We start from the raw sequence: 25,689 nt of genomic DNA on the forward strand, positions 1-25,689 counted from the left end.
CCGGCCACCGGCAGCACACCCCACGAGCCCCACCGGCTACCCGGCCCGCAGCCCCCGCATCCGCCCGTACGCGTACACACACCCCGCGAGCGCCAGATCCGAGAGCAGCATGAACCCGATCGAGTACGAGTCCTTGGCGCTGTAGATCGCTCCCATGACCAGCGGCGGGACGAAGCCGCCGAGGCCGCCCACCGCTCCCACGATGCCCGTCACGGACCCGACCTGCGCCTGTGGCGTCACCTGCGAGACGAGCGCGAAGACGCTGCCGCTCGCCGTGCCGAGCCCCGCCGCCATGACCAGGAAGCAGATCGTGCCGCCCGGATTCAGTGACGGTTCGAAAGCCTGCGCGATGGCGAAGACCGCGACGACGGCCAGCGCGAACGAGGTGACCGTCGCCGGGTGGATCCGGTCCGAGAGCCAGCCGCCGATGGGCCGGAAGACGACCGTGACCAGTGCGAACCCGGCCGCCTTGGTGCCCGCGTCCGTGGGCGAGAGGTCGTACCAGGTCTTCAGATACGTGGGCAGATAGACCCCGAAGGCCACGATGCCGCCGAACCCGATCGCGTACAGCGCCGACAGCTCCCACGTCACCCGCAGCCGCCCGGCTTCCCCGAGCCGGGTCGTGAGCGGGCTCGTCGGAACCGGCCGGTCGGGGCGGTCGGTGATCAGGAGCGCCGCGAGCACCGCGAAGGCTGCCAACGCGATCGCCACGACCAGGAACGGCAGGTTCTCGCCGTGCTTGGCGATGCGCGGCGTGAAGTACCCGGAGAGCGCCACACCGCCCATGCCCATCCCGAAGACCCCGAGTGCGAAGCCCCGGTGGGCGGGCGGGAACCAGGAGTTGACCAGCGGGATGCCGATCGCGAACGTCGTTCCGCCGAGGCCGAGCAGGAAACCGACCGCGAGCATCGCGACGTAGTTGTCCTTGGCCGGAATGATCAGCAGTACCGGCACGATCGTGAGCGCCGAGACCAGCGGGAACATCCGCTTGGCGCCGTAGCGGTCGGTGAGTGCGCCGACCGGGACGCGGCCGAGCGAGCCGACGATGACCGGCACGGCGACCAGCAGGGACTGCGCGAAGGAGGAGAGCCCGAGCCGCTCCCCGAAGTCGCTGCCGAGGGGCGCGATCAGGTCCCACGCCCAGAAGGTGAGCGTGAAGCCGACCGTGGCGACCGCGAGGTTGCGGTAGGCGGCGGCCGATGGACGGGCCGTGACGGCTGAGGTGTGTGCGGACGGGTTCGGTGTCATGTGAGCGCCGCTCCAAGCGCCACGAAGGCGCAGATCAGGACGAACAGGATGGCAAGCAGCGGCCAGACGAACCGCAGGTATTTGTCGTAGCCGACCTTCGCGAGCGCGACGCCGCCGATGGTCACGGCCGTCGTCGGGACCCACAGGTTCATCCAGCCGCTCGCCGCCTGCCAGGCCGTGACGACGACCGAGCGCGAGACCCCGGCGAAGTCGGCGAGCGGGGCGAGGATCGGCATGGCGAGGGTCGCGTGGCCGGAGGTGGACGGGATCAGGAAGGCCAGCGGCAGGTTCACCACGAAGACGATGATCGCGAAGAGGCCGGAGGACGTGCCCTTCACCACTCCCTCGATGGAGTGCAGGACGGTGTCCGTGACCTTCGAGTTGTTCATGATCACCGTGACGCCGCGCGCGAGCACGATGACGAGCGCGGGCGAGATGAAGTCGGCCGCGCCCTGAGTGATCGTCGAGCTGAGCCGCTGCTCGCCCATCCGCGCCACGACCCCGACGAGCACGGCCGCACAGAGGAAGAGCGCAGCCAACTGCGGGAAGGACCAGCCGAGTTCGAAGCCGTACGGCTTCGCGTCCGCGTCGCCCGTGAGCGCGCTCGCCCAGGGCACCACGGAGAAGATCATGAAGGCGAAGACAAGGGCCACCAGGACGAGCACGGCCTTGTGCAGACGCGTCAGCTCCGGCACCTCGCCCGCGTCGGCGGCGGTCTGCTCGCGGTCGCCGGGCAGGAAGCCGGAGAGGGAGCGTTCCGGGTTCTTCTGTACGCGCCTCGCGTACCGGATGACGTAGGCGATGGTGACCGCCGTCAGGACGATCCACATCGCGAACCGCAGCACGATGCCGTCGCCGAGCGAGATGTCCGCGGCGGAGGAGGCGACTCCGGTCGCGAACGGGTTGACCGTCGAGCAGAGCACGCCGATCCCCGCGCCCAGGATGATCGCGCCGACCGCGACCATCCGGTCGTAGCCGAGGGCGAGCATCAGCGGCACGATCAGGCCGTAGAAGCCGAGCGTCTCCTCCGCGAACCCCTCGACCGTGCCGAGGACGGAAAAGACGAGCATCACCCCGGCGATCAGCATCGCCCCGCGCTCGCGAAGGCGGTGCGCGAGGCGGCCGATGCCGCGGTCGAGTGCGCCGGTGGCGAAGACGACGGTGATGAACGCGCCGATGGCGAGCACGAACAGGAACACGCCCGCGCTGCCGTACAGCTCACCGGCCATGTCGGGCCCGACGACGCCCGACTTCTCGTCCTGGATGCCGTACAGGCCGTTGACCGGGGCGAGGAAGAGGTCGTTGAGGCGGTCGATGAAGGTCTGGCCGGAGTCGACGCGGTGGTAGCTGCCCTCGACGGGGGCGCCCTCGTCGTTGCGGTCGTAGGCGCCGGACGGGATGAGGAAGGCGAGCAGCCAGACGGCTACGGTGACGATCGCGAGGATGGTCAGGGCGCTGGGGAAGGTGAACTTCCGTTTGTGCTGCGGCTCTTCGGTGCCGGGATCGGTGGCGGTGGTGCTCATGCGCGGCTCTCCGCGGCGCCGTCGGATCCGTCGGATCCGTTGAAGTCAGCGGCGTACTCACGTACGAAGGCCGCCATGGCGACGACCGTGTTGCGCAGTTCGGAGAAGAGGACGCGTTCGTTCGGGGCGTGCAGATTGCACATGCTGTCCTGGGCGCCGAAGAGCAGGACCTCGGCCCCGGGTGCCGCCTTCGCGAGGCCGTTGACCAGCGGGATGGAGCCGCCGGTCGCCACGAACGAGGCCTCCTCGCCCCAGGCCTCCTTGAGCGCTGCGCGCGCTGCGCGGTAGGCGGGCCCGCCGGTGGCGGCCTCGTAGCCGGGGCCGGTGTCGCCGGGCGTGACGGTGAGAGGAACGCCGAAGGGCCTGAGCGAGCGCAGGTGATCGACCAGCTTTCCCCGCGCCTCCTTCGGGTCCTGGCGGGGGTGGAAGCGGAGGTTCAACTTGGCGCGTGCGTACGGCACGACAGCCGACGCCGCGTGCTCGACCGTGGGCGCGTCAAGGCCGATCACCGTGATGGCGGGGCCGCTCCACAGGCGCTCGCCGAGGCTGCCGCTGCCGATGAGCGGCACCCCGTCCACCACTCCGGCGAGCGAGCGGAACTCGTCCTCGGTGTAGCTCGTGCCGCTCCAGTCCTCGCGCCGAAGCCCCTCCATGGCCACGTCTCCGTGTACGTCGTGGAGGGTGGCCAGGGCCTTGAGGAGCACGAGCAGCGCGTCGGGCGCCGCTCCCCCGAACTCCCCGCTGTGGCGCGGCTCGTCGAGGGTGCGCACCTCCACGACCACTTCGGACGCGCCGCGCAGGGCGGTGGTGAGGGTGGGGGTGCCGGGCCGGAGGTTGCCGAGGTCGGCGACCACCATGGCGTCGCAGGCGAACCGCTCCGGGTCGGTGGGCGGATAGTCGTCGAAGGCGCTGCCGTACTCCTCCTGCCCCTCGATGACGATCTTGATCCCGACGGGCGGCCTGCCGCCGTAGGCCCGCAGCATCCCCAGGTGCGCGATGACGTTGGACTTGTCGTCGGCGATGCCGCGGGCGCGCAGGCCGCCCCCCGCCTCGTCGATGGGCGTCGGCTCGAAGGGCGGCGACTGCCACAGGCTCTCGTCGCCGGGCGGCTGGACGTCGTAGTGACCGTAGAGCAGGACCGTCGGTGCGTCGGGGGCCGGCGGCGGGATCTCCCCGTAGATCACGGGCGCGGTGTCCGGCAGGTCGAGCCGCTCGACGCTTGGCACCCCCGCCCCCCGCAACAGCTCGACCAGCAGATCGTGCGCCTCCTGCACCGGTGCGGCCGGGAAGCCGGGGAAGGCGATCGACGGGATCGCGGCGAGCCGTTCGAGGTCGGCGCGCAACGTGTCCATCAGGTCATCGACGGTGGCTTCGAGCTTCATGGGCGGCACCCCTCGGTCTGCGTCCCGCTTTGCGGCGAATAGACCGAATTATCGGACTCCGAGGGGAGCGGTTCCCGCACGGCTCGCCGGGCGGGCGGGGATGCCGCACTGCTGCCGCCCAACCGCCGCACAGCGCTTGCCCGGCCCTCGCCCTGAACCGCCGGGCAGGCATTAAAGTCGGGGCATGGCTTCGGAGACTTCAGGCGGTGGCGCGGGTGCGGGCGGTGTTGCGGGCGGTGCCGCAGGCGGGGGTTCCGCGCGGGTCGACGCCTGGATCTGGGCCGTACGTCTGGTGAAGACCCGCCCCATGGGCGCGGCGGCCTGCAAGGGCGGCCATGTCCGGGTCAACGGCGAGCGCGTGAAGCCCGCTTACGCCGTGCACGTCGGCGACGAGGTGCGCCTGCGTCACGCGGACGGCCGTGAACGCGTCGTCGTCGTCAAACGCGTCATCCGCAAGCGAGTCGGCCCGCCGGCGGCCGTCGAGTGCTACGTCGACAACAGCCCGCCCCCGCCGCCCCGCGAGGCCGTGGCCCCCGCGGGCGTACGGGACCGCGGAACGGGCCGCCCCACCAAGCGCGACCGCCGGGAGATGGAACGACTGCGCGGCTTCGAGGGCTGACGACGGCCGAGTCAGCGGACCGGCACGACCCGCACCCAAGTCCCGTCCTCCGTCAGGTACTTGTCGACCCTGAGCCCCGCCTCCCCCAGCGCCTGCTCGAACTGCTCCTTCGTGAGCGGCCGGGCGCGGAACGTCTGGGTCCATACGGCGTCAGGGAAGACGTACTCCGCGTGCACCTCGTTCACCCCGTCCCCGACGGGCTCCGCCGACACGATCCGCACCGTGTACCCGCCCGGGTCGACCCGCTCCCTCGGCAGGTTCGTGTGGTAGTCCGCGCCCTCCCGCTGGATCAGCACACAGCCGTCGTCCGTCACATGGCTCCGGCAGGCCCGCAGCATGCCGCGCCGGACCGCCGGATCGCCGTTGTGCACGAGGAACGACGCGAGCATCACCACCTCGAACCGCTCCCCCAGGTCGAGCTTCTCGATCGGGCTCAGGATCGTGCGCACCCGCCCTTCGAGCGCGGCGACCTTCTCCAGCATCTCGGCGGACTCGTCCACCGCCGTGACCCGGAACCCCCGCTCCAGCAGCGGACGCGTCACCCGTCCCGCGCCGCTTCCCAGCTCCAGAATGTGCGCCCCGGCCGGCACCGCACCGGCGATGACATCGGGCTCGTCGCCGACGGACAGGCGCGTGTAGAGCTCCACCGCGCAGCCGTCCGGCGTGATCGCTCCGGGGCCCGTCCCCTCGTATCCCTCACGCATCTCAACATTCATGCCCCCTCAACGAAGTGCTCCGAGGGCCCGTTCCCACCTCTCCCCGCGGCCCCGCGGTCTATAGCGGGAACCAGCCATGCCCTCCGTACCAGTGCCCGCCCGCCCTCAAGTGGTCGCCCACGGCCCGCTCCACCCTTGTGCGCCTTGGCAGTTCGGCCACGGGGAGGCGCCCGTCGCCGAAGACGAAGGCGACGGGTGTGGTGTCGTCCGGCACCCGCTCATATCCGGCCGCCGGGTGGAAGCGCTCCTGGAAGCGGACGATGTTCGAATCCCCCGGCAGGTACCGCTTCAGCTGAGGATCGAGCAGCCAGGAGTGGCACACGGCTGTCTCATATCGCTCCTCCGGGAAGTGCCGCGCGAAGAACTCCCGCGCCAGCACCATCGACCGGTCACAGGATTCCGGGGACAGCGGCCCCCGGAAGTCGGTGATGTGGAGGTTCAGACAGAGGTCGCCCCGGCCCGCGGAATGCCCCGCCGCTGCCACCGCCCCGCCCATCCGCTCCCCCAGGACGGCGCGCTGGAACTGCAGCCTGCCCAGTTGGTAGAGCTCACCCCGGAAATGCAGGGCGTTCCAGCCCGGATGCAGCAGCCCGGGGCCGCCGCGCGCCCGGCGGTGCACCGCCATGTGCCGCCCGAGGTCCGCGAGCGTACGCCGGGAGGTGTCGTCCGGGATGCCGCGGCTGCGGTGATAGGCGCGTACGTACGGCAGGGTCGCCACGAACACATACACATGGAAGAAGGTCCCGAGCGCACCCAACTCCGCGGGCAAGGGCGGGTACTGAGGGTCGTCGCCGGCCTTCCCCATGTCCCGCACCATCCCGTCGACGCTGCGGTCAAGCAGCCACCGCGCCTCCGGGTCCGCCATCAGCCGCCCGCGCAGGGCCACCAGTTCATTGATGTCCTCGTGCGGCACCGCCAGGTCGAGCAGCACGTCCGGCAGCTCGTCCGCGGAGGGCAGCACCGCCTCGGCCCGTGGCTCCCGAGCGCCCTCAAGATCCTTCAGCCACGCGGCGAGCCACCCGTCCGTCCTCGCCCGGTCCCTCAGTACGTCCAGCACAGCCTTACCCCCACGTCCAGCACAGCCTTACCCCCGATCGACACATCTACGATCTTGAAGCCTCCGCCCCTTCCGGTCCACCACCCACGGGTGGATCCTGGAAGGTGGAGAGCCCTCGGCAGCAGGGTGGAGAGGGAGGAGATGACCTCTCATGATGCGCACAGGCAGTGAACCGGTGACCGCGCGCAGTCCCCTGCGCATGCGCTTCTGGTTCAGCGTGTGGGGACTGGTCTGGGCCACGTTCGGCACCGTCGCCTTCGCCCTCGCGGGACGCCCCGAATGGGCCGTGGCCTGCGGCGTGCTGTGGCTGATCGTGACCGCCGACATGGCGATGATCCTGCGCCACATCCACCAGGGCCCGCACTTCCAGCCGGGCCGCGACATCCCGCCGTACGAGCCCCCGAAGGCCGGCTAGCCCTCAGGGGTGGCCCCCTCAGCCCTCGGCGTCGTCGAAGCGTGCCGCCGCCACGTACTCCGGCTGCGGGTCGAGTGCCGCGGCGAGACGGAAGTGGCGCCGGGCCTGGTCGGGCCGCGCCGCACGTTCGTAGGTGCGGGCGAGGGCGAAGTGGGCGAAGGCGTTGTCCGGCTCGCGCTCCAGGATGATGCTGAACTCCAGCTCGGCAGCGCGCAGTTGGGCGGCGGCGAAGAAGGCACGGGCCCGCAGCAGCCGCGCCGCCGTGTTCTCGGGGTGGGCCGCGATGACCGTGTCGAGCAGCTTCACGGCGCCTCTGGGATCCCGCGCGGCAAGGAGCTGCTCCGCCGCACGGAAGTCGATGACATGGGTCTCCGGGGTTATTTCGGGCACGCGTGACTCCTTCCCTCGCTGCACTGTCTCAACGCCCGTCACGCCGACGCCTATTCCGTCAGTTCTCACCGGGCGCACGGAACCTCACCACGCCAGGACCGTCAGCACCAGGCCGAGCACCAGAACCGCCGCCCCCGCCGCCACGAATCCCCGGTCGAGGCCCCTGCGCTCGTGGCCGAGGACGACGGTCTCCCGGGGATCATCACTGTCGTACGCGATGCGCACCCGGTCCCCCGCGGCGAGCGGACGCCTGTCGCTCCGCGGCACCGGCGACACCACCTCGACGACCCGCCCGTCCCCCGTCTCGAACTGCAGCGTCGGCCGCTCGGCCCCCGGCGGCACCGCCTTGACCAGGGCCTGCGCCACCTCGCCCGCGGCCGTGATGCGCCGGGTCTGCCGCAGGCCGTACGCGCCGGCCAGCAGCGCGACCAGGCCGCCCAAGGCGGTGAACACCGCCAGTACGACCACTCCCCGCCTCCTTCTAGGCCGCCCGTGCCCGCCGCGCGAGGTCCGCCCATACGGCGTCGACTCGCTGGCCGAGGCCCTCAAGCGGGCCGTCGTTGTCGATCACGATGTGGGCGATCTCCAGACGCTTCTCGCGCGTCGCCTGTGCGGCCATCCGCGCGCGGGCGTCCTCCTCGCTCATGCCGCGCAGCCGCACGAGACGATCGAGCTGGGTCTCGGGGCGCGCGTCGACAACGACCACGAGGTCGTACAGAGGCGCAAGGCCGTTCTCCGCGAGCAGCGGCACGTCATGGATGACCACGGCGTCCTCGGAGGCAGCCTCCTCCAGTTCGGCGGAGCGGGCGCCGACCAGGGGGTGGACGATCGAGTTCAGCAAGGCCAGCTTCTGCGGGTCGGCGAAGACGATCGAGCCGAGCTTCGGCCGGTCGAGGGTGCCGTCCGGAGCGAGGATCTCCTGACCGAAGGCTTCAACGACCTGCGCAAGCCCCGGAGTTCCGGGCTCCACAACCTCCCGCGCGATCTTGTCGGCGTCGATCAGCACGGCTCCGGACGCGACGAGGAGACGCGATACTTCACTCTTGCCGGCTCCGATACCGCCGGTCAGGCCCACCTTCAGCATGACCGGCAGCTTAGGGGGTGGCTTCACTCTCCGCCCCCTCGGCCGGACATCGTTTACGCGTCGCCCTCGCGCTCGGCGAGGAAGCGCTCGAATTCCTGGCCGATCTCGTCGGCGGACGGGATGTCCATGGGCTCCGCGAGCATGTTGCCGCGCGCGTCGGCGCCGGCCGCGGCGTCGTACTGGTGCTCAAGTCCCTGTACGAGGGAGACCAGTTCCTCGTCGCCCTCCTGGATCTGCCGGTCGATCTCGGTCTGGGTGCGGTGCGCCTCGGTGCGCAGGCCGTGCGCGACGCTCGGCAGCACGAGGCCCGTCGCGGCGGTGATCGCCTCGAGGACCGTGAGGGCGGCGTCCGGGTACGCGGAGCGCGCGATGTAGTGCGGGACGTGCGCGGCGACACCGAGCACGTCGTGGCCCGCCTCCAGGAGGCGGTACTCGACGAGCGATGCCGCGCTGCCGGGCACCTGCGCCTCGTCGAAGGGGCTGCGGTGCCCCGGCACCAGGTCGGTGCGGTTGCCGTGCGGGGTGAGGCCCACGGGGCGGGTGTGCGGCACGCCCATGGGGATGCCGTGGAAGTTCACCGAGAGGCGTACGCCGAGCCGCTCCACGATCTGCTCGATCGCCGAGGCGAAGCGTTCCCACTCGATGTCGGGCTCGGGCCCGGAGAGCAACAGGAAGGGCGCGCCCGTGGCGTCCTGGAGCAGCCGCACGTCGAGCGTGGGCACCTCGTAGTCGCTCCAGCGGTCGCGCCGGAACGTGAGCAGCGGACGCCGCGCACGGTAGTCGACGAGCCGGTCGTGGTCGAAGCTCGCCACCACCTGGCCCGGCAGGCTGTCCGTGAGGCGTTCGACGATCTGGTCGCCGGTCTCGCCCGCGTCGATGTAGCCGTCGAAGTGGTAGAGCATGACCAGTCCGGCCGATTCCTGGGCCAGCGCCATGTCGACGACCGCGAGGCCCTTCGGCTCCCATGCGTACAAACCCTGCGGATCAAGCACTGTGACCGCTCCTCGCCCTCTTCGTCGTGACTCGTACAGGAGAACGCCCACAAGAGCGCGGGCATTCCCTCCTCCGTCTCGTCACAGCGGCTTCTTACGCCCTGGGGGACGCCGAGTTGACCGGGCAACGTCCCGAAGGGACGAGCCCTTAGGGGCGCGGGGAACTGCGCGACCAGCCCCCACCGGACCCGCACCCGAAACAGAACAACGGGCCCGCACCTCCGAAGAGATGCGGGCCCGCAGTGTTCAGCTACCGCCTAGAGAGAGCGACGCGAGGTCAGCTCTGACCGCCGGCGAGCTTCTCGCGCAGCGCGGCAAGCGCCTCGTCCGACGCCAGGGCGCCGGAGTTGTCGTCCGACTCCGAGGAGTACGAACCGCCGCCGCCACCACCGCTGCCGCCGGCAGCCGGGGCGCCGGTCGAGGAAGCGGGAGCCGCAGCGCCCTCGGCCTCGGCCTGGGCGTCCGCCTCGCGGGACTTGATGACCTGAGCCTGGTGCTGCTCGAAGCGCTGCTGCGCCTCGGCGTACTGGCCCTCCCAAGCCTCACGCTGGGTCTCGAAGCCCTCGAGCCAGTCGTTCGTCTCGGGGTCGAAGCCCTCGGGGTAGATGTAGTTGCCCTGGTCGTCGTAGGACGCGGCCATGCCGTACAGGGTCGGGTCGAACTCGACGGCCGACGGGTCGGCACCGAAGGACTCGTTGGCCTGCTTGAGGCTCAGCGAGATCCGGCGACGCTCGAGGTCGATGTCGATGACCTTGACGAAGATCTCGTCGTTGACCTGGACGACCTGCTCCGGGATCTCCACGTGGCGCTCGGCCAGCTCGGAGATGTGGACCAGGCCCTCGATGCCCTCGTCGACGCGCACGAACGCACCGAACGGAACGAGCTTGGTGACCTTACCGGGAACAACCTGCCCGATCTGGTGCGTGCGGGCGAACTGCTGCCACGGGTCTTCCTGCGTCGCCTTGAGCGACAGGGACACGCGCTCGCGGTCCATGTCCACGTCGAGAACCTCGACGGTGACTTCCTGGCCGACCTCGACAACCTCGGAGGGGTGGTCGATGTGCTTCCAGGAGAGCTCGGAGACGTGCACGAGACCGTCGACGCCGCCGAGGTCCACGAACGCACCGAAGTTGACGATCGAGGAAACGACGCCGGAGCGGACCTGACCCTTCTGCAGGGTCGTGAGGAAGGTCTGACGGACCTCGCTCTGGGTCTGCTCGAGCCAGGCACGGCGGGACAGGACCACGTTGTTGCGGTTCTTGTCCAGCTCGATGATCTTGGCCTCGAGCTCCTTGCCCACGTAGGGCTGGAGGTCGCGGACGCGGCGCATCTCGACGAGGGAGGCCGGCAGGAAGCCACGGAGGCCGATGTCGAGGATGAGACCACCCTTGACGACCTCGATGACGGTACCGGTGACGATGCCGTCTTCTTCCTTGATCTTCTCGATCGTGCCCCAGGCACGCTCGTACTGAGCGCGCTTCTTGGACAGGATCAGACGGCCTTCCTTGTCCTCCTTCTGGAGAACCAGGGCCTCGATCTCGTCACCAACCGCGACGACCTCGTTCGGGTCGACGTCGTGCTTGATGGAGAGCTCGCGGCTCGGGATGACGCCTTCGGTCTTGTAACCGATGTCGAGCAGGACCTCGTCCCGGTCGACCTTCACGATGACGCCGTCGACGATGTCGCCGTCGTTGAAGTACTTGATCGTCTCGTCGATCGCGGCGAGGAAGGCTTCCTCGTTACCGATGTCGTTGACCGCTACCTGCGGGGTGGTGGCGGTGGTCTCGGTGCTGCTCGTCATGTGGGTAAGGGCTCCGGTACGGACAGTGAGTCGTAGGTACTGCTAGCGCCGGAGCCGATTTCGCTCTGAAGAAGCCGGACAGCCTGGGAAGCGCCGATTCTGTTTCCGAAGAAACGGAAGGCGCCTCGACAACCGAGGGGACATGCAACAGATGCGAGCGCACCCTGCTAGGTCTGAGGACGGCAGGCTCGCAGCGCAACTTGTAGCATACGGGGGCAGCCGGACAGGGTCAATGCGCGAAGGCGCACACCCGGGGCGGAACGCCGCATACCCGGCACAAATGCTGTCGCGTGAGGCCACACGGGCCGCACCGCGCCCTGTCGCGACGCTTTCACGGCGTCCCGCGACCGCCTCACCGCGACGAGCCTCGACGAAGCCAGACGGAAGAGTACGACGATGGAGCCGATCATCCAAGAGTCCGAGCTGCCCGAGACGCCCGAACCGGAAGCCACCCGCCGCGACGCCGACGTCACGGAGAGCAGCCGCGCCAATCGCGGCTGGTGGGACAGGAACGCGGACGACTACCAGATCGAGCACGGCACCTTCCTGGGTGACGACCGGTTCGTGTGGGGTCCCGAGGGGCTCGACGAGGTGGAGGCCGAGCTGCTCGGTCCGCCCGAGGAGCTGAAGGGCAAGGACATCCTGGAGATCGGCGCGGGCGCCGCACAGTGCTCGCGCTGGCTCGCCGCGCAGGGCGCGCGTCCGGTCGCCCTCGATCTCTCCCACCGCCAGTTGCAGCACGCGCTGCGGATCGGCGGCGGGGTGCCGCTGGTGGAGGCGGACGCGGGGGCGCTGCCGTTCGCCGACGGCAGCTTCGACCTCGCGTGTTCCGCGTACGGCGCGCTGCCGTTCGTCGCCGATCCGGTGCGGGTCCTCAAGGACGTGCACCGCGTGCTGCGGCCCGGCGGCCGCTTCGTGTTCTCGGCGACGCACCCGATGCGCTGGGCCTTTCCCGACAAGCCGGGTCCCGAGGGCCTCTCCGTGGCGGCCTCGTACTTCGACCGCACTCCTTATGTGGAGCAGGACGAGAACGGGAACGCCGTCTACGTGGAGCACCACCGGACGCTCGGCGACCGGGTGCGGGACATCGTGGCCGCCGGTCTGCGGCTCGTGGACGTGGTGGAGCCGGAGTGGCCGGCGTGGAACACCCAGGAGTGGGGCGGCTGGTCCCCGTTGCGCGGAAACCTGATCCCGGGGACGGCGATCTACGTATGCGTACGAGACTGAGTGCGTGACCCGTCTCCGTAACGAAGCCCTGGACCTGCCCGTACGCGGCGCGCTGCCCGCGCTGGGCGCCGCCCTGGACGGGCCCGGCAGCGCCGTGCTGTGCGCACCGCCCGGTACGGGCAAGACGACGCTGGTGCCGCTGGCCCTCGCGGGGCTTCTCGGGGACGGTCCTGTACGTCGTGTGGTCGTCGCCGAGCCACGGCGCATCGCCGCTCGGGCCGCCGCGCGGCGGATGGCGTGGCTGCTCGGCGAGAAGGTCGGGGAGAGCGTCGGGTACACGGTGCGCGGTGAGCGTGTGGTGGGCCGCCACGCGCGCGTGGAGGTCGTCACGACAGGTGTCCTGTTGCAGCGGCTGCAGCGGGACCAGGAGTTGACCGGTGTCGACGTGGTGATCATCGACGAGTGCCACGAACGGCATCTCGACGCGGACACCGTGGCGGCGTTCCTGGTCGATGTGCGGGCGGCGCTGCGGCCCGAGCTGCGGCTCGTGGCGGCGTCCGCGACGACGGACGCGGAGGGGTGGGCGCGGATCCTCGGGGACGCCCCCGTGGTGGAGGCGCGGGGCACCTCGCATCCGGTCGAGGTCGTCTGGGCGCCGCCCGCGCGTCCGGTGCGGCCGCCGCACGGGATGCGGGTGGATCCGGCGCAGCTCACGCATGTGGCGTCGGTGGTGCGGCGGGCGCTGGCCGAGCGGGACGGGGACGTCCTGTGCTTCCTGCCCGGGGTCGGTGAGATCGCGCGGGTGGCGGGGCAGCTGGGTGACGTCCCCGCGGAGGTGCTTCAGGTGCACGGGCGGGCGTCCGCCGACGTGCAGGACGCGGTGCTTGCGGGCTCGTCGGGAGGCGCCCGGCGGGTGGTCCTCGCGACGTCGGTGGCCGAGTCCTCGCTGACGGTGCCTGGTGTGCGGGTCGTCGTCGACTCAGGGCTCGCGCGTGAGCCCCGCGTCGACCATGCGCGCGGGCTGAGCGCGCTGACGACGGTACGGGCTTCGCAGGCGTCGGGCCGGCAGCGGGCCGGTCGCGCGGGGCGTGAGGCGCCGGGGGCCGTGTACCGGTGCTGGGCGGAGGCCGAGGACGCCCGTCTGCCGCGCTTTCCGGCGCCGGAGATCAAGCTGGCGGACCTTTCCGCGTTCGCCTTGCAGGCGGCTTGCTGGGGGGATCCTGACGCCTCCGGTCTGGCCCTGCTCGATCCGCCGCCGGGTGGCGCGATGGCGGCTGCGCGTGCCGTCCTGACGGCGGTCGGGGCGGTGGACCCCGGGTCGGGGCGGGTCACGGAGCGGGGCGCGCGGATGGCGCGGGTCGGGCTTCACCCCCGCTTGGCGCGGGCCCTGCTGGACGCGGCACCCCTCGTGGGGGCGCGCCGCGCGGCCGAGGTGGTGGCCCTCCTGAGCGAGGAGCCGCCGCGTGAGTACGGGGACGACCTCGCGGCGGCCTGGCGCGTGGCCCGGCGGGGCGGCGACGGGTACGCGGCGCGGTGGCGCACGGAGGTGCGGAGGCTGACCGCGGCGGTGCCCGCGCCTTCGGAGCCGCGGGACGCCGGAAGCGATGAGCACGTCGCCGGGCTCGTTGCCGCCCTCGCCTTTCCCGAGCGGGTGGCCCAAGGGCGAGGCGACGGGACGTACCTCATGGTGAACGGGACCCGGGGCGAGGTACGGGCCGGGTCCGCGCTGACCGGTGCGGAGTGGATCGCCGTGGCCGTGGCCGACCGGCCCGTGGGCGCCGGGCACGCGCGCGTGCTGCTCGGCGGGCACATCGACGAGGGCGTCGCCCGGAGCGCCGCCGCGCCCCTCTACCGCGAGGGGGACGAGGTCGCCTGGACCGACGGGGATCTCGTCGCGCGGCACGTCGAGCGTCTCGGCGCCGTGGAACTGGCGGTGCGGCCCCTCAAGAAGCCCGCCCCCGGCCTCGTACGAGAAGGGCTGCTCGCGGGGCTCCAGGAAGAAGGGACCTCGCTCCTGAACTGGTCCCAGGGGGCTCGGGAGCTGCGGGAGCGGCTCGCGTTTCTGCACCGGCATCTGGGGGCGCCCTGGCCCGACGTGTCCGAAAGCGCCCTGCACGCGCGCGTGGACGAGTGGTTGGAGCCCGAGCTGTCCAAGGCGCGGCGCCGGGCCGACCTGCGGCGCATCGACGCAGGCCAGGCGCTCAACCGCCTGCTGCCCTGGGCGACCGGCGAGGCCACCCGCCTAGACGCGCTCGCTCCGGAGCGGGTGGCGGTGCCCAGTGGTTCCAGGATCCGCATCGACTACTCCGACCCCGAACAGCCCGTCCTCGCGGTGAAGTTGCAGGAGATGTTCGGGCTCGCCGAGACCCCTCGTATCGCGGACGGCGGCGTACCCGTCCTCGTGCATCTGCTCTCCCCCGCGGGACGCCCCGCCGCCGTCACCGCCGATCTCGCCTCCTTCTGGCGGGACGGCTACCGGGCGGTGCGGGCCGAGCTTCGCGGGCGGTATCCGAAGCATCCGTGGCCGGAGGATCCGGCGGCCGCCGAGGCGACGCGGTTCACCAACGCCCGGCTCAGGCGTTGACCGGTTCCGGCTCGGGCGCCGCCGTGGCCTCCGGTTCGCCGGGCCTGCGGCTGCGGGCCTCCAGCCAGAGGGAGAGGGCGAGCAGGAGGAGGCCGAGGCCCAGGAAGCCCCAGGGGAGATAGGACGTCATGAGGAGGACCAGGACGCGCTGGGACTTCACCAGGTCGACCGTGTTCTTGATGTAGTCCTCGCGCATCTTCACGTGCCCTGCGAAGACCGTGACCTTGTCGCGGTCGCCGAGGAGTGTGCCGCCGCGCAGCTCGTTCTTCTGGATCTCCTCGCCGTAGACGGGCGCCCCGGTGGTCGGCTCGACCCAGAACTTGCGGACGGTCGTGTACCAGCGCGTCGTGCCCGTCTTGTCGAGGGACTCCGGGGTGATGCCCTTGATCGGCATCGTCTTGGGCATGGGGACCTTGGTCCAGGGGATGGTCTGCTCGAAGTAGTAGACCTTCACGCCGCGGAAGGTCTGCGTGCCCTTGTAGTGGATGGGTTTGGTGACGCGGGCCTGGGCGTCGAAGTACTCGTAGTCCCGCTTCTCGGTCAGGAAGGGCCACTTGAACTCGATGCCCTCGCGCTTGACCGCGTCGCCGTCGACCATCTCGCCCGTGGCGTGCACCGGTTCCTGGCTGTGCGCGTCGAAGATGTAGCGCTCGGGGACCTTGGAGACCATCTTGCCGTCGGGCCCCTGGACGTAGGAGAGGGCGTCCCAGACGACGACGTCGCGGTCCGCACTCTTCTCGATCTTCTCCGAGGCCTCCACGTTGCCCTTGAGTGTCTGGACGACGGTGACCTTGGAGACCTTCTTGGCCCGCATGGTGCCGTAGTCGACGAGGATCGGGTTCTTCGCCTCGAGCACCGCCTCCTGGTACTGGCTCGGCGGGATCTTGGCGAGGCGCGGGAAGGCGTACCAGCGCATGAGCGGGGACATCGCCGTGAAGAACACGGCGAAGGCGAGCAGGATCAGGCTGGCCTTGCGGCGCATCGCGGCGGCCCTCCCTACGGAGACGGGCGGTTGACGGTCAGGGGTGCTTCTTGACGGTCACGGGTGCTTGGGGACGGTGGTGAGCAGCGGCTCCGGCGAGGTCTCGCCGGGCGGGGCCCCCATCGCGGTGATGGTCAGGACCAGGGCGAGGGCGACGGCAAGACCGGTCGCGGCGGCGATGAGAGCGCGCATGCGGATCCTCCCGAGGCGGGGAAACCTGACGGCGTCGAGGACGCCGACCATGAACTGACAGGGCGTCAGGGCTGGGGCACCGTAGCAACGCGACGGCCAGATGAGAACACGTTGCACACACAGAGACGCCCCTGCGCCGGGCGGGCGCAGGGGCGTTCGTGTGTGCGGCAGGTGTCCTGTGCGGCTAGGCCGCGGGGGCCGCCACCTTCAGTTCGACCGTGAGCGTCGCGCCGCCCACGGTGGTGACGCGCAGGAGATACGTGCCCGCGGCGTCGTCGGCGTACATCTTGGGGAGCTTGAGCACGCCGTTCGCGTCCGTCTTCAGGGCCTTGAGGGTGCGGGCCGGCTTGCCGTCCGCACCCTTGAAGTACGGACCCTTGTCGTTGGCCGTGGCGTCCGCCGCCGACTTGATCATGGTGGCGGTGGCCGCCACGCGGTCGGCGGCCACTCCCTTGTACGTCGCCTTGACCTCGACCTGGTCGGCGAACTCCTTGCCCGGCTCACAGGTCAGCGCCTTGTCGCTGGTCCTGGCCAGGGCGTCGGCCTGGCGCGCGGTGACCGTCGCCGTGTAGTCGAGGCCGGGGAGCGAGCGGCCGACGACCGTGGCGCGGACCGTGAACTCACCGGCCTTCTCGCCCGCCTTGACCACCGGGGCGGTGGCCTTGCCCGAAGCACTCGTGGTGACGGTCGCGCTGGTGGCGCCGCCGGGGAAGCGCGCGTCGGTGTCGCCGACGATCGCGAACTTCACCTTGGCCTTGGCCACGGCCGAGCCCGACGCGGACTCCGTGCGCACCTCGACGCGCTCGGCGAAGGCGTCGCCCGCCGTCGCGGCGAGCTTGCCGGTGCCGGCGTCCTCCAGGCTCGCGACCCGGTCGGTGGGCGTGGGGTTGGGCTTCGGGGTCTCGGAGCCGCCGCCGCCCGTGGGCGGAGTGGTCGGGCCGCCGCTGCCGCCGCCGTTGTTACCGGGCTCGGACGGCTTGTCGTCGCCGGGCTTGGGCGGCTTCGGTGAGGGCGAACCGGACGCCGGGGGCGTGGGCGTGGGGCTCGGGCTCGCGCTCGGGCCGTTGCCGATGCCGTTGCCGTCGCTGCGGTCGTTCGGCAGGACGCCCGTGCCGTCGGGGACCTCGTGGGTGCCCTTGCGGTAGTACTCCAGCCACGACAGGACCGTGTTCAGGTAGTCCGTCGAACGGTTGTAGCTGAGGATCGCCTTGTGCAGATCGGCCTCGACGGACAAGTCGCGGTCGTTGGCGCAGAGATAGCGTCCCGCGGCGAGCGCGGCGTCGTAGATGTTGTTCGGGTCCTTCTTGCCGTCCGCGTTGCCGTCCTGCGCCCATGTCGCCCACGTCGAGGGGATGAACTGCATGGGGCCGACCGCGCGGTCGTGCGTCTCGTCGCCGTCGTACGCGCCGTTGTCGGTGTCGGTGATCTTCGCGAAGCCGTTGCCGTCGAGGACCGGGCCGCGGATCGAGGCGAGCGTCGTGCCGTTCGCGTCCACCTGGCCGCCGCGCGCCTGGCCCGACTCGACCTTGCCTATCGCGGCGAGCAGTTCCCAGGGCAGCTTGCAGCCGGGCTGGGAGGTGGCCAGGGAGGCCTCGGCCTTCTTGTACGCGTCCAGGACGGTGGCCGGGAGCCCAGCCTCGGTCTTGTCGTCGCCGCCGTTGGGCGCTCCGGTCGGCGGGACCGGGGTGTTGAGGGGCGGCAGGTCGGTGTAATAGGGGGAGTTGCCGGTCGCGGAATCCTCTGGTGGCGGCGTGGCGCCGGATGCCCCCGCCCGCTCGTCGCGAGGCACGTCCGTCACGCCCGGGGCCTGGGATGCCGCGAGTGCGGCCACCGCCGCCGCGGCCACCGCGGTGGTCACCGCTCCCCTGCGCAACCGCCTGCCGAATACCGCCGCCATGACCGTGAATCCCTCCCCTTGACGACTGTGCGTGTCGCCGCCCGCTCTACCATGCTCCCCGTTGCGCTCCCCAGCGGGCCGACTCAGGCGACACTACGACAACTTCCGGCGCCCAGACACCCGTTCGTGCCCGATTTTCACCGGTTGGCCGCGTCCTGTTCGGGCGGGGTGCACTGCCGCACGCCCTTTGTTGAGGGCGCGGTGCACGGCCTGAGAGACGCGTTCGATGGTACGGGCTACGTACTGCGTCGTGGGGTGGTCGTGCGAGAGGCCGCGGCCCCAGTCCTGGGCACGGCGGAGGGCCGCCTCCATGATCATGACCTTGGCGACGCTCGCGGTGTCGTAACGGCGGCTGCTGCCGAGGGCGCAGCTGAGGCCCGTGGCGGGGTCGTGGAGGGCCACGGACACGGTGCCCCGCCGGGCGACCAGAGCGGCGCGGATGTCGCGGGAGAGCTGGGCGGCGAGGGCCGGGTCGCCGCGGGCCGTACGGAAGGGCGCGCGTTGCACCGCGCTGGCTCGAGCGGCGGTAGCGGGTATCGGGGTGAGGAGAGCGGTGGCTATGGCCGTGGCTATGACCGCCCGGCAGTTTCGCAGGTGTGGGGCCATGCGGTCATCGTGGCCGGGGGGCCTGGGCGGGGCTCGGGGGCGAGGGCCACTAGGGTGAGGTCGGATTTCTGTACAAAATGTCCGCAATCGCCGGGCGGGCCGGAAATTCCGGCCCGCCCGGCGATTGCGGACGGACTCGGCGAAGCCGGTGATGCGCGGCGCTCCAGGAGAACCCCGCTCAAGCCCGGCGCGGCCGTCAGTGCGCGGCGGACTCCCAGTCCGCGCCCACGCCCACCGACACGTCCAGCGGAGCCCGCAGCGACACCGCGCCCGCCATTTCGCGCCGGACGAGCTTCTCCACCTTGGCGCGCTCACCCGGAGCGATCTCCAGGACGATTTCGTCGTGGACCTGGAGCAGCATGCGGGAGTCGAGCTTCGCCTCCGTCAACGCGCGGTGCACGTTCAGCATGGCGATCTTGACGATGTCCGCGGCCGTGCCCTGGATCGGGGCGTTCAGGGCCATCCGCTCGGCCATCTCGCGGCGCTGGCGGTTGTCGCTGTTGAGGTCGGGGAGATACCGGCGGCGGCCAAGCATCGTCTCCGTGTAGCCCGTCGCGCGGGCCTCGTCGACGGCTCGGCGCAGATAGTCCCGTACGCCACCGAACCGCTCGAAGTACGTGTCCATGAGCGCGCGGGCCTCGCCCGCCTCGATGTTCAGCTGCTGGGAGAGGCCGAACGCGGAGAGGCCGTACGCCAAGCCGTACGACATCGCCTTGATCTTGCGGCGCATCTCGGCGTCGACGGCTGAGCCCTCGACGGAGAAGACCTGCGAGGCGACCGTGGTGTGCAGGTCCTCGCCCGAGCTGAACGCCTCCAGGAGGCCCTCGTCCTCGGAGAGGTGGGCCATCACGCGCAGTTCGATCTGGCTGTAGTCCGCGGTCATCAGGGACTCGAAGCCCTCGCCGACCACGAAGCCGCGGCGGATCGCCCGGCCCTCGTCCGTGCGGACGGGGATGTTCTGGAGGTTCGGGTCGGTGGAGGAGAGGCGGCCCGTCGCCGCGACCGTCTGGTTGAAGGTCGTGTGGATGCGGGTGTCCGCGGCGATCGACTTGATCAGGCCCTCGACCGTCACGCGGAGCTTCGCCTGCTCACGGTGGCGGAGCATGATGACCGGCAGTTCGTTCTCGGTCTGGGCCGCGAGCCAGGCCAGGGCGTCCGCGTCCGTGGTGTACCCGGTCTTGGTCTTCTTCGTCTTGGGGAGATTCAGCTCGCCGAAGAGGACTTCCTGGAGCTGCTTTGGCGAGCCGAGGTTGAACTCGTGGCCCGCCGCCGCGTGCGCCTCCTTCACCGCCTGCTGCACCGCGCCCGCGAACTGCTGCTCCATCGCCTCCAGATGGGCGCGGTCCGCCGCGATGCCGTGCCGCTCCAGGCGGGCCAGGAGAATGGACGTCGGCAGTTCGATGTCCGTCAGGAGATTGCCCGCACCTACCTCCGGCAGCTTCTCGCCGAAGGCCGTGCCCAGGTCGAGGATCGTGCGGGCCTGCGACATCAGCGCGTCGGCCTCGGCCTGGTCGTCCTCTTCCGTACCGAAGGCGAGCTGTCCGTCCGCGGCAGACGCGGGCGCCAGCTCTCGGCCCAGGTACTCCAGAGACAGGGCGTCCAGGGCGAAGGAGCGGCGGCCGGGCTTGACCAGGTACGCGGCGAGCGCCGTGTCCATGGTGACGCCGTCCACCGTCCAGCCGTGCTCGGGGAAGACCCGCATCGTGGCCTTGGCGTTGTGCAGGACCTTGGGCTTCTTCGGGTCGGCGGCCCAGGCCGCGAAGGCGTTCTCGTCGGACTCGTCCAGGCGGGTCGGGTCGAACCAGGCCGCCGCTCCGCCGGCCGCCGCGAGGGCGACCTCGGTCACCGAGCCCGTGCCGAGCTGCCAGGTGTCGACCGTGGCCATGCCGAGGACCGCCTTGCCGTGCTCGGCGAGCCACGGCGCGAGCTCACCCGCGCCGAGCACCGAGCCGTCCAGCTCCACGCCCGGCTCGGCCGGGGTCTGGTCGGCCTCCTCCGCGCCGGGGTCGACGGCGAGGAGCCGCTCGCGCAGCGAGGGGTTGCGGATCTCCAGGGTGTCGAGGACCAGGGCGAGGGCCGTGCGGTCGTACGGAAGACGCTCCAGGTCGGCGACGGCCTTGGGGAGCTCGACGTCGCGCACCATCTCCGTGAGCCTGCGGTTCAGCTTCACCGCGTCCAGGTGATCGCGGAAGTTCTGTCCGGCCTTGCCCTTGACCTCTTCGGCGCGCTCGACGAGGTCCGCGAAGGAACCGAACTGGTTGATCCACTTCGCGGCGGTCTTCTCGCCCACCCCGGGGATGCCGGGGAGGTTGTCCGAGGGGTCGCCGCGCAGGGCCGCGAAGTCGGGGTACTGGCTGGGCGTGAGGCCGTACTTCTCCTCGACCTTCTCCGGGGTGAAGCGCGTCAGCTCGGAGACTCCCTTCGTGGGATACAGCACCGTCACGTGGTCGCTGATCAGCTGGAAGGAGTCGCGGTCGCCGGTGACGATCAGGACCTCGAAGCCCGCCGCCTCGGCCTGGGTGGCGAGCGTGGCGATGACGTCGTCCGCCTCGAAGCCGTCCACCGCGAACCGCACCGCGTGCATCGCGTCGAGGATCTCGCCGATCAGCTCGACCTGGCCCTTGAACTCGTCCGGGGTCTTGGAGCGGTTCGCCTTGTACTCAGGGAACTCCGAGGAGCGCCACGTCTTGCGCGACACGTCGAAGGCGACCGCGAAGTGCGTGGGCGCCTCGTCGCGCAGGGTGTTCGCCAGCATCGACGCGAAGCCGTAGATCGCGTTCGTCGGCTGGCCCGTCGCGGTCGTGAAGTTCTCCGCGGGCAGCGCGAAGAACGCCCGGTAGGCCAGGGAGTGCCCGTCCATGAGGAGCAGGCGCGGACGCTGCTCGCCACTCGGCTTCGTCGCGGTCTCGGACTTCTTCTTCGCTGCTTTTTCTGCCACGTCCCCGATCCTGCCACGCCCCACTGACAGTCGGCCCCAACCCTCACCCGCGACCGCGCTGTCAGCTGCGCGTGGGAGGATCGGAGACGTAGCTCACGTACGTGCTCGAAGGGGAGCCGACCATGGCAAGGAAGTCGCCCAAGGGTGATCCGGTCCAGGACGCGCCGCAGGTCGCGCAGGCGCAGCACGCCGCGGCGGGCCTTCCCGCCATCGGTCACTCACTGCGCATGGCCCAGCAGCAGATGGGTGTGCGCCGCACGGCGCTGACGCTGCTGCGGGTCAATCAGAAGGACGGCTTCGACTGCCCCGGCTGCGCCTGGCCCGAGCCGGAGCACCGGCACACGGCGGAGTTCTGCGAGAACGGCGCGAAGGCGGTCGCCGAGGAGGCCACGCTGCGCCGCGTCACCCCCGACTTCTTCGCCGCGCACCCCGTGGCCGACCTCGCCACGCGCAGTGGGTACTGGCTGGGGCAGCAGGGCCGCCTCACCCACCCGATGTATCTGGCGGAGGGCGCCGAGCGCTACGAACCCGTTTCCTGGGAGCGGGCCTTCGACATCATCGGCGAGGAACTGGCCGCGCTGGACAGCCCGGACGAGTCCGTCTACTACACCTCGGGCCGCACCAGCAACGAAGCGGCGTTCCTGTACCAGCTGTTCGCCCGCGAGCTGGGCACGAACAACCTGCCCGACTGTTCGAACATGTGCCATGAGTCGTCCGGCTCCGCGCTCACGGAGACCATCGGCGTCGGCAAGGGCAGCGTCCTCCTGGAGGACCTCTACAAGTCGGATCTGATCATCGTCGCCGGGCAGAACCCGGGCACGAACCATCCGCGCATGCTCTCCGCCCTGGAGAAGGCGAAGAACAACGGCGCGAAGATCATCACGGTCAATCCGCTGCCCGAGGCGGGCCTGGAGCGCTTCAAGAACCCGCAGACCCCGCAGGGCATGCTCAAGGGCACCGCCCTCACCGACCTCTTCCTGCAGATCCGCCTCGGCGGCGACCAGGCCCTGTTCCGCCTCCTCAACAAGCTCATCCTCGGCACCGAGGGAGCGGTCGACGAGGAGTTCGTCCGCGAACACACTCATGGGTACGAGGAGTTCACCGAGGCCGCGCGCGGCGCCGACTGGGACGAGACCCTCGCCGCGACCGGCCTCACCCGCGAGCGCATCGAGGAGGCCCTCGCCATGGTCCTCGCCTCGAAGCGCACCGTCGTGTGCTGGGCGATGGGCCTCACCCAGCACAAGCACGCCGTGCCGACCATCCGCGAGGTCGTCAACTTCCTTCTGCTGCGCGGCAACATCGGCCGTCCGGGCGCGGGCGTGTGCCCGGTGCGCGGGCACTCGAACGTGCAGGGCGACCGCACGATGGGCATCTTCGAGCGGCCCGCTCCGGCCTTCCTCGACGCCCTGGAGAAGGAGTTCGGCTTCGCGCCGCCGCGCGAGCACGGCCTGGACGTCGTCCGCGCGATCAAGGCACTGCGGGACGGCGAGGCGAAGGTGTTCTTCGCGATGGGCGGCAATTTCGTGGCGGCGTCGCCCGACACGGAGGTGACGGAGGCGGCGATGCGCAAGGCCCGCCTGACCGTCCACGTGTCGACGAAGCTGAACCGCTCGCACGCCGTCACGGGCGCGCGTGCCCTGATCCTGCCGACGCTCGGCCGCACCGAGCGGGATCTCCAGGGCGGCGGTGAGCAGTTCGTGACCGTCGAGGACTCCATGGGCATGGTGCACGCCTCCCGCGGCCGTCTGGAGCCCGCGAGCCCGCATCTGCTCTCCGAGCCGGCCATCGTGTGCCGCCTCGCCCGCCGCGTCCTCGGTCCCGAATCGGCCACCCCCTGGGAGGAGTTCGAGAAGGACTACGCCACGGTGCGCGACCGCATCGCGCGCGTGATCCCCGGCTTCGAGGACTTCAACGCGCGCGTCGCCGACCCCGCGGGCTTCACCCTGCCGCACGCGCCGCGCGACGAGCGCCGCTTCCCCACGGCCACCGGCAAGGCCAACTTCACCGCGGCGCCGGTCGAGTTCCCCGCCCTGCCGAAGGGCCGGCTCCTGCTCCAGACGCTGCGCTCGCACGACCAGTACAACACCACGATCTACGGCCTCGACGACCGCTACAGGGGCATCAAGAACGGCCGCCGTGTCGTCCTGGTCAACCCCGAGGACGCCCGTGAGCTGAGCCTCGCCGACGGGTCGTACGCCGACCTGGTGAGCGAGTGGAAGGACGGCGTCGAGCGGCGCGCGCCGGGCTTCCGGATCGTGCACTATCCGACGGCCCGGGGCTGCGCGGCGGCGTACTACCCGGAGACGAACGTCCTGGTCCCGCTGGACGCGACCGCCGACACCAGCAACACCCCCGCCAGCAAGTCCGTCGTCGTGCGCCTGGAACAATCAGGGACCGACTGAGCGTTCGCTCAGCGACAGTGAGGACGACGAACGGAGCCGGGCCCCATGGGCGAGCAGCACAGCGTGAAGTTCCCGCAAGAGGTCATCGACGAGTACGCCGCGCTCGGCATCGACCTGCCCGCCCTGTTCTCCGCGGGCGATCTGGGCGTCCGGATGGGCGTCCAGATCGTCGAGGCCTCCGCCGACCGCGTCGTCGGCACGATGCCGGTCGAGGGCAACACCCAGCCGTACGGCCTGCTGCACGGCGGCGCCTCCGCCGTACTCGCCGAGACGCTCGGCTCGGTCGGCTCGATGCTGCACGGCGGGAGCCAGAAGCTCGCCGTCGGTGTCGACCTGAACTGCACGCACCACCGCGGCGCGCGTTCGGGCCTGGTCACCGGCGTGGCGACACCCGTGCACCGGGGCCGCTCCACGGCGACGTACGAGATCGTGATCACCGACGAGCAGGACAAGCGGGTGTGCACCGCGCGGCTGACCTGCATGCTGCGCGACGCGCAGCCCAACGGCGCCGCCGCGTAAGGCGGTTGACGGCGGTTGAAGGCGGCCGAAGGCGAGCGCCCTACGCATTGTCGGAGCGTGGGGCGCCGGTCTAGCGTCTGTGCATGAGGCACCGGAAACCGCTCTGTGCGCTCGCCTTCGCCGCCCCGCTCGCCGCCCTTCTCGCCGCTCTCCTCGCCGCCGGTTGCGGGAGTTCGCCTTCCGCCGACGCCCCCGAGCACGCCCCCTCCCCCACCACCACGTCCCCCGAGGACCTCTGCACGGCCCTGATCACCAAGTGGGGGCGGCAGATTTACGACTCGGGCAAGGAGACCTACGGCGACTACCAGTCGATGGGCCTCTCCAACGGGCAGTACATGATCCTGCGGGACACCCTCGACCTCGCCCGCACCGAGCGAAAGCGCCACGGAGCCGACGCGGGACGGAAGTTGATGACCCGTGAGGCCCGTGAGCGGTGCGAGGAGCGCTACCGCCACGGAGAGCCGAGCGGCGGGCCGTGGGTGTGAACGCCATCGGCCCCGTCGAGCCCGGCGACGACACCTACGAGACCCGGCCCACCCGCGCCGCCGCCACGGACCAGGTCGCCGTGCGTCCCGCCCGGCCCCACCCGCTGCTCACCCGGCACCGCCGCACCGCCCTGGCCGTCACCACGGCCGTGATCGTCGGGGCCGCCGGGCTCAGCCTCTACCTGACCCGCCCCCGGCCCCCGGCACCACCACCACCGCTCTATCCGTCGCAGACCGTGTCCGTGACCTACCGGGGCGGCATGACGCACCCGCTGGCCGGCGACCGCACGTTCAGCTTCACCGTCGCCCTCAGCCAGGACTCGGGGCCCCCGGTGTCCATCAGACGGATCACGCAGACGACGGAGGCGCTGTCGGTCACGGTCGTCCCCCATACCCCATTCACCGTGAAAACAGGAACCCCTCGTACGGCACGCATCACGATGCACATTCGCGAATGTGGAAATGTGCAACGGAATGCCGGACTCCCTTTCCTGGTGGTAACACTGCGTAATATTCGCGCAATGCAGTTGCAGAGCTTCATCCTCGGCGAGAGGTACGCAAAAGATCTTTCAGGGGCCCTGACAGCCGCATGCCCCCCGAACACTGATGTCATGAGTAAAACACCCTGACAGTCCTGCAAGTTCTCAGCATGCGGGATGCGCCGAAGGTGGCTTATTCCGCCCCAACCGC

At 70.8% G+C, this 25,689-nt stretch carries 23 protein-coding genes; 8 read left to right on the forward strand and 15 right to left on the reverse strand.

Going from position 1 to position 25,689, the window contains the following annotated elements; genetic code table 11:
- Positions 1-36 precede the first annotated feature (36 nt).
- The 3 genes from E5671_RS14750 to E5671_RS14760 are packed head-to-tail and all read right to left on the reverse strand — an operon-like array spanning position 37 to position 4,153.
- The gene (locus tag E5671_RS14750) at positions 37-1,248 is read right to left on the reverse strand and encodes an MFS transporter (protein ID WP_160504418.1); all 1,212 of its coding nucleotides are present in this window, start codon (positions 1,246-1,248) and stop codon (positions 37-39) included.
- Positions 1,245-2,771 carry a YfcC family protein gene (locus tag E5671_RS14755; RefSeq protein ID WP_160504419.1) on the reverse strand — a complete coding sequence of 509 codons (1,527 nt, stop codon included), beginning with the start codon at positions 2,769-2,771 and terminating at the stop codon, positions 1,245-1,247. Before E5671_RS14755 ends, E5671_RS14750 begins: the two co-directional genes overlap by 4 nt.
- On the reverse strand, positions 2,768-4,153 hold the full coding sequence (locus E5671_RS14760; RefSeq protein ID WP_160504420.1) for a M20/M25/M40 family metallo-hydrolase: 1,386 nt from the start codon (positions 4,151-4,153) through the stop codon (positions 2,768-2,770). The genes E5671_RS14755 and E5671_RS14760 overlap by 4 nt, the downstream gene beginning before the upstream one ends.
- A 184-nt stretch (positions 4,154-4,337) precedes the next feature.
- Here E5671_RS14760 and E5671_RS14765 point away from each other — a divergent pair, with 184 nt between their 5' ends.
- On the forward strand, positions 4,338-4,772 hold the full coding sequence (locus E5671_RS14765) for an RNA-binding S4 domain-containing protein (RefSeq protein WP_160504421.1): 435 nt from the start codon (positions 4,338-4,340) through the stop codon (positions 4,770-4,772).
- A gap of 11 nt (positions 4,773-4,783) precedes the next feature.
- Here E5671_RS14765 and E5671_RS14770 read toward each other — a convergent pair whose 3' ends face one another.
- The gene (locus E5671_RS14770; protein ID WP_160504422.1) at positions 4,784-5,488 is read right to left on the reverse strand and encodes a class I SAM-dependent methyltransferase; all 705 of its coding nucleotides are present in this window, start codon (positions 5,486-5,488) and stop codon (positions 4,784-4,786) included.
- A gap of 58 nt (positions 5,489-5,546) precedes the next feature.
- Positions 5,547-6,449: an acyltransferase domain-containing protein gene (locus E5671_RS14775; protein WP_160510200.1), complete on the reverse strand. Its 903-nt coding sequence runs from the start codon at positions 6,447-6,449 to the stop codon at positions 5,547-5,549.
- A 250-nt stretch (positions 6,450-6,699) separates the two neighbouring features.
- On the opposite strand from E5671_RS14775, the gene E5671_RS14780 reads away from it, so the two are divergent.
- Positions 6,700-6,960, forward strand: coding sequence for a DUF6343 family protein (locus E5671_RS14780; protein WP_160510201.1), 261 nt, complete (start codon positions 6,700-6,702; stop codon positions 6,958-6,960).
- 18 nt (positions 6,961-6,978) lie between these two features.
- Here the strand turns inward: E5671_RS14780 and E5671_RS14785 are convergent, their stop codons facing one another.
- The 5 genes from E5671_RS14785 to rpsA all read right to left on the reverse strand — a co-directional run bounded on the left by E5671_RS14785 (position 6,979) and on the right by rpsA (position 11,227).
- Positions 6,979-7,350 (reverse strand): tetratricopeptide repeat protein, encoded by a 372-nt coding sequence (locus tag E5671_RS14785; protein ID WP_160504423.1) that lies wholly within the window; start codon positions 7,348-7,350, stop codon positions 6,979-6,981.
- Between the two features lie 84 nt (positions 7,351-7,434).
- Entirely contained in the window at positions 7,435-7,818 is a 384-nt protein-coding gene (locus tag E5671_RS14790; RefSeq protein WP_160504424.1) for a DUF3592 domain-containing protein, read from the reverse strand.
- A 13-nt stretch (positions 7,819-7,831) separates the two neighbouring features.
- Positions 7,832-8,434: a dephospho-CoA kinase gene (coaE, locus tag E5671_RS14795; RefSeq protein WP_160504425.1), complete on the reverse strand. Its 603-nt coding sequence runs from the start codon at positions 8,432-8,434 to the stop codon at positions 7,832-7,834.
- Between the two features lie 53 nt (positions 8,435-8,487).
- Positions 8,488-9,426, reverse strand: a complete 939-nt coding sequence (locus E5671_RS14800) for a PAC2 family protein (RefSeq protein ID WP_160504426.1) — start codon at positions 9,424-9,426, stop codon at positions 8,488-8,490.
- A gap of 277 nt (positions 9,427-9,703) precedes the next feature.
- The gene (rpsA, locus tag E5671_RS14805; RefSeq protein WP_160504427.1) at positions 9,704-11,227 is read right to left on the reverse strand and encodes a 30S ribosomal protein S1; all 1,524 of its coding nucleotides are present in this window, start codon (positions 11,225-11,227) and stop codon (positions 9,704-9,706) included.
- A 396-nt stretch (positions 11,228-11,623) separates the two neighbouring features.
- Between rpsA and E5671_RS14810 the strand changes: the two genes are divergently transcribed.
- Together E5671_RS14810 and hrpB are read left to right on the forward strand one after the other, a co-directional pair.
- Positions 11,624-12,454, forward strand: a complete 831-nt coding sequence (locus E5671_RS14810) for a class I SAM-dependent methyltransferase (RefSeq protein ID WP_160504428.1) — start codon at positions 11,624-11,626, stop codon at positions 12,452-12,454.
- Between the two features lie 4 nt (positions 12,455-12,458).
- Positions 12,459-14,978: an ATP-dependent helicase HrpB gene (hrpB, locus tag E5671_RS14815; RefSeq protein WP_160504429.1), complete on the forward strand. Its 2,520-nt coding sequence runs from the start codon at positions 12,459-12,461 to the stop codon at positions 14,976-14,978.
- Here the strand turns inward: hrpB and E5671_RS14820 are convergent.
- From E5671_RS14820 to polA, 5 genes are all read right to left on the reverse strand, one after another.
- Entirely contained in the window at positions 14,968-15,960 is a 993-nt protein-coding gene (locus E5671_RS14820; protein ID WP_160504430.1) for a DUF3068 domain-containing protein, read from the reverse strand. The two genes, hrpB and E5671_RS14820, sit on opposite strands and share 11 nt — an antisense overlap.
- A gap of 57 nt (positions 15,961-16,017) precedes the next feature.
- A complete protein-coding gene (locus E5671_RS14825) occupies positions 16,018-16,152 on the reverse strand; it encodes an SPW_0924 family protein (protein ID WP_160504431.1) in 135 nt (44 codons plus the stop codon).
- A 184-nt stretch (positions 16,153-16,336) separates the two neighbouring features.
- On the reverse strand, positions 16,337-18,049 hold the full coding sequence (locus E5671_RS14830; protein WP_160504432.1) for a lytic transglycosylase domain-containing protein: 1,713 nt from the start codon (positions 18,047-18,049) through the stop codon (positions 16,337-16,339).
- A gap of 93 nt (positions 18,050-18,142) precedes the next feature.
- The gene (locus E5671_RS14835) at positions 18,143-18,655 is read right to left on the reverse strand and encodes a hypothetical protein (RefSeq protein WP_160504433.1); all 513 of its coding nucleotides are present in this window, start codon (positions 18,653-18,655) and stop codon (positions 18,143-18,145) included.
- Between the two features lie 196 nt (positions 18,656-18,851).
- Positions 18,852-21,593, reverse strand: a complete 2,742-nt coding sequence (polA, locus tag E5671_RS14840; protein ID WP_160504434.1) for a DNA polymerase I — start codon at positions 21,591-21,593, stop codon at positions 18,852-18,854.
- A 122-nt stretch (positions 21,594-21,715) separates the two neighbouring features.
- On the opposite strand from polA, the gene E5671_RS14845 reads away from it, so the two are divergent.
- The 4 genes from E5671_RS14845 to E5671_RS14860 all read left to right on the forward strand — a co-directional run bounded on the left by E5671_RS14845 (position 21,716) and on the right by E5671_RS14860 (position 25,628).
- Positions 21,716-23,995 carry an FdhF/YdeP family oxidoreductase gene (locus E5671_RS14845; protein WP_160504435.1) on the forward strand — a complete coding sequence of 760 codons (2,280 nt, stop codon included), beginning with the start codon at positions 21,716-21,718 and terminating at the stop codon, positions 23,993-23,995.
- A gap of 45 nt (positions 23,996-24,040) precedes the next feature.
- Positions 24,041-24,514 carry a PaaI family thioesterase gene (locus tag E5671_RS14850; protein WP_160504436.1) on the forward strand — a complete coding sequence of 158 codons (474 nt, stop codon included), beginning with the start codon at positions 24,041-24,043 and terminating at the stop codon, positions 24,512-24,514.
- 83 nt (positions 24,515-24,597) lie between these two features.
- Positions 24,598-24,999, forward strand: a complete 402-nt coding sequence (locus E5671_RS14855; protein WP_160504437.1) for a hypothetical protein — start codon at positions 24,598-24,600, stop codon at positions 24,997-24,999.
- A complete protein-coding gene (locus tag E5671_RS14860) occupies positions 24,990-25,628 on the forward strand; it encodes a Tat pathway signal sequence domain protein (protein WP_202121125.1) in 639 nt (212 codons plus the stop codon). The genes E5671_RS14855 and E5671_RS14860 overlap by 10 nt, the downstream gene beginning before the upstream one ends.
- The last annotated feature ends 61 nt before the right edge of the window (positions 25,629-25,689 follow it).

The sequence above is a fragment of the Streptomyces sp. BA2 genome (assembly GCF_009769735.1).
Taxonomy (GTDB): Bacteria; Actinomycetota; Actinomycetes; order Streptomycetales; family Streptomycetaceae; genus Streptomyces.

Excerpts from the sequence above, each read along its gene's own strand:
- E5671_RS14750 (WP_160504418.1), bottom strand. The coding sequence starts at position 1,248 with ATGACACCGAACCCGTCCGCACACACCTCAGCCGTCACGGCCCGTCCA.
- E5671_RS14755 (WP_160504419.1), bottom strand. The coding sequence starts at position 2,771 with ATGAGCACCACCGCCACCGATCCCGGCACCGAAGAGCCGCAGCACAAA.
- E5671_RS14760 (WP_160504420.1), bottom strand. The coding sequence starts at position 4,153 with ATGAAGCTCGAAGCCACCGTCGATGACCTGATGGACACGTTGCGCGCC.
- E5671_RS14765 (WP_160504421.1), top strand. The coding sequence starts at position 4,338 with ATGGCTTCGGAGACTTCAGGCGGTGGCGCGGGTGCGGGCGGTGTTGCG.
- E5671_RS14770 (WP_160504422.1), bottom strand. The coding sequence starts at position 5,488 with ATGAATGTTGAGATGCGTGAGGGATACGAGGGGACGGGCCCCGGAGCG.
- E5671_RS14780 (WP_160510201.1), top strand. The coding sequence starts at position 6,700 with ATGCGCACAGGCAGTGAACCGGTGACCGCGCGCAGTCCCCTGCGCATG.
- coaE (WP_160504425.1), bottom strand. The coding sequence starts at position 8,434 with ATGCTGAAGGTGGGCCTGACCGGCGGTATCGGAGCCGGCAAGAGTGAA.
- rpsA (WP_160504427.1), bottom strand. The coding sequence starts at position 11,227 with ATGACGAGCAGCACCGAGACCACCGCCACCACCCCGCAGGTAGCGGTC.
- E5671_RS14810 (WP_160504428.1), top strand. The coding sequence starts at position 11,624 with ATGGAGCCGATCATCCAAGAGTCCGAGCTGCCCGAGACGCCCGAACCG.
- E5671_RS14820 (WP_160504430.1), bottom strand. The coding sequence starts at position 15,960 with ATGCGCCGCAAGGCCAGCCTGATCCTGCTCGCCTTCGCCGTGTTCTTC.
- E5671_RS14825 (WP_160504431.1), bottom strand. The coding sequence starts at position 16,152 with ATGCGCGCTCTCATCGCCGCCGCGACCGGTCTTGCCGTCGCCCTCGCC.
- E5671_RS14830 (WP_160504432.1), bottom strand. The coding sequence starts at position 18,049 with ATGGCGGCGGTATTCGGCAGGCGGTTGCGCAGGGGAGCGGTGACCACC.
- E5671_RS14835 (WP_160504433.1), bottom strand. The coding sequence starts at position 18,655 with ATGGCCCCACACCTGCGAAACTGCCGGGCGGTCATAGCCACGGCCATA.
- E5671_RS14845 (WP_160504435.1), top strand. The coding sequence starts at position 21,716 with ATGGCAAGGAAGTCGCCCAAGGGTGATCCGGTCCAGGACGCGCCGCAG.
- E5671_RS14850 (WP_160504436.1), top strand. The coding sequence starts at position 24,041 with ATGGGCGAGCAGCACAGCGTGAAGTTCCCGCAAGAGGTCATCGACGAG.
- E5671_RS14855 (WP_160504437.1), top strand. The coding sequence starts at position 24,598 with ATGAGGCACCGGAAACCGCTCTGTGCGCTCGCCTTCGCCGCCCCGCTC.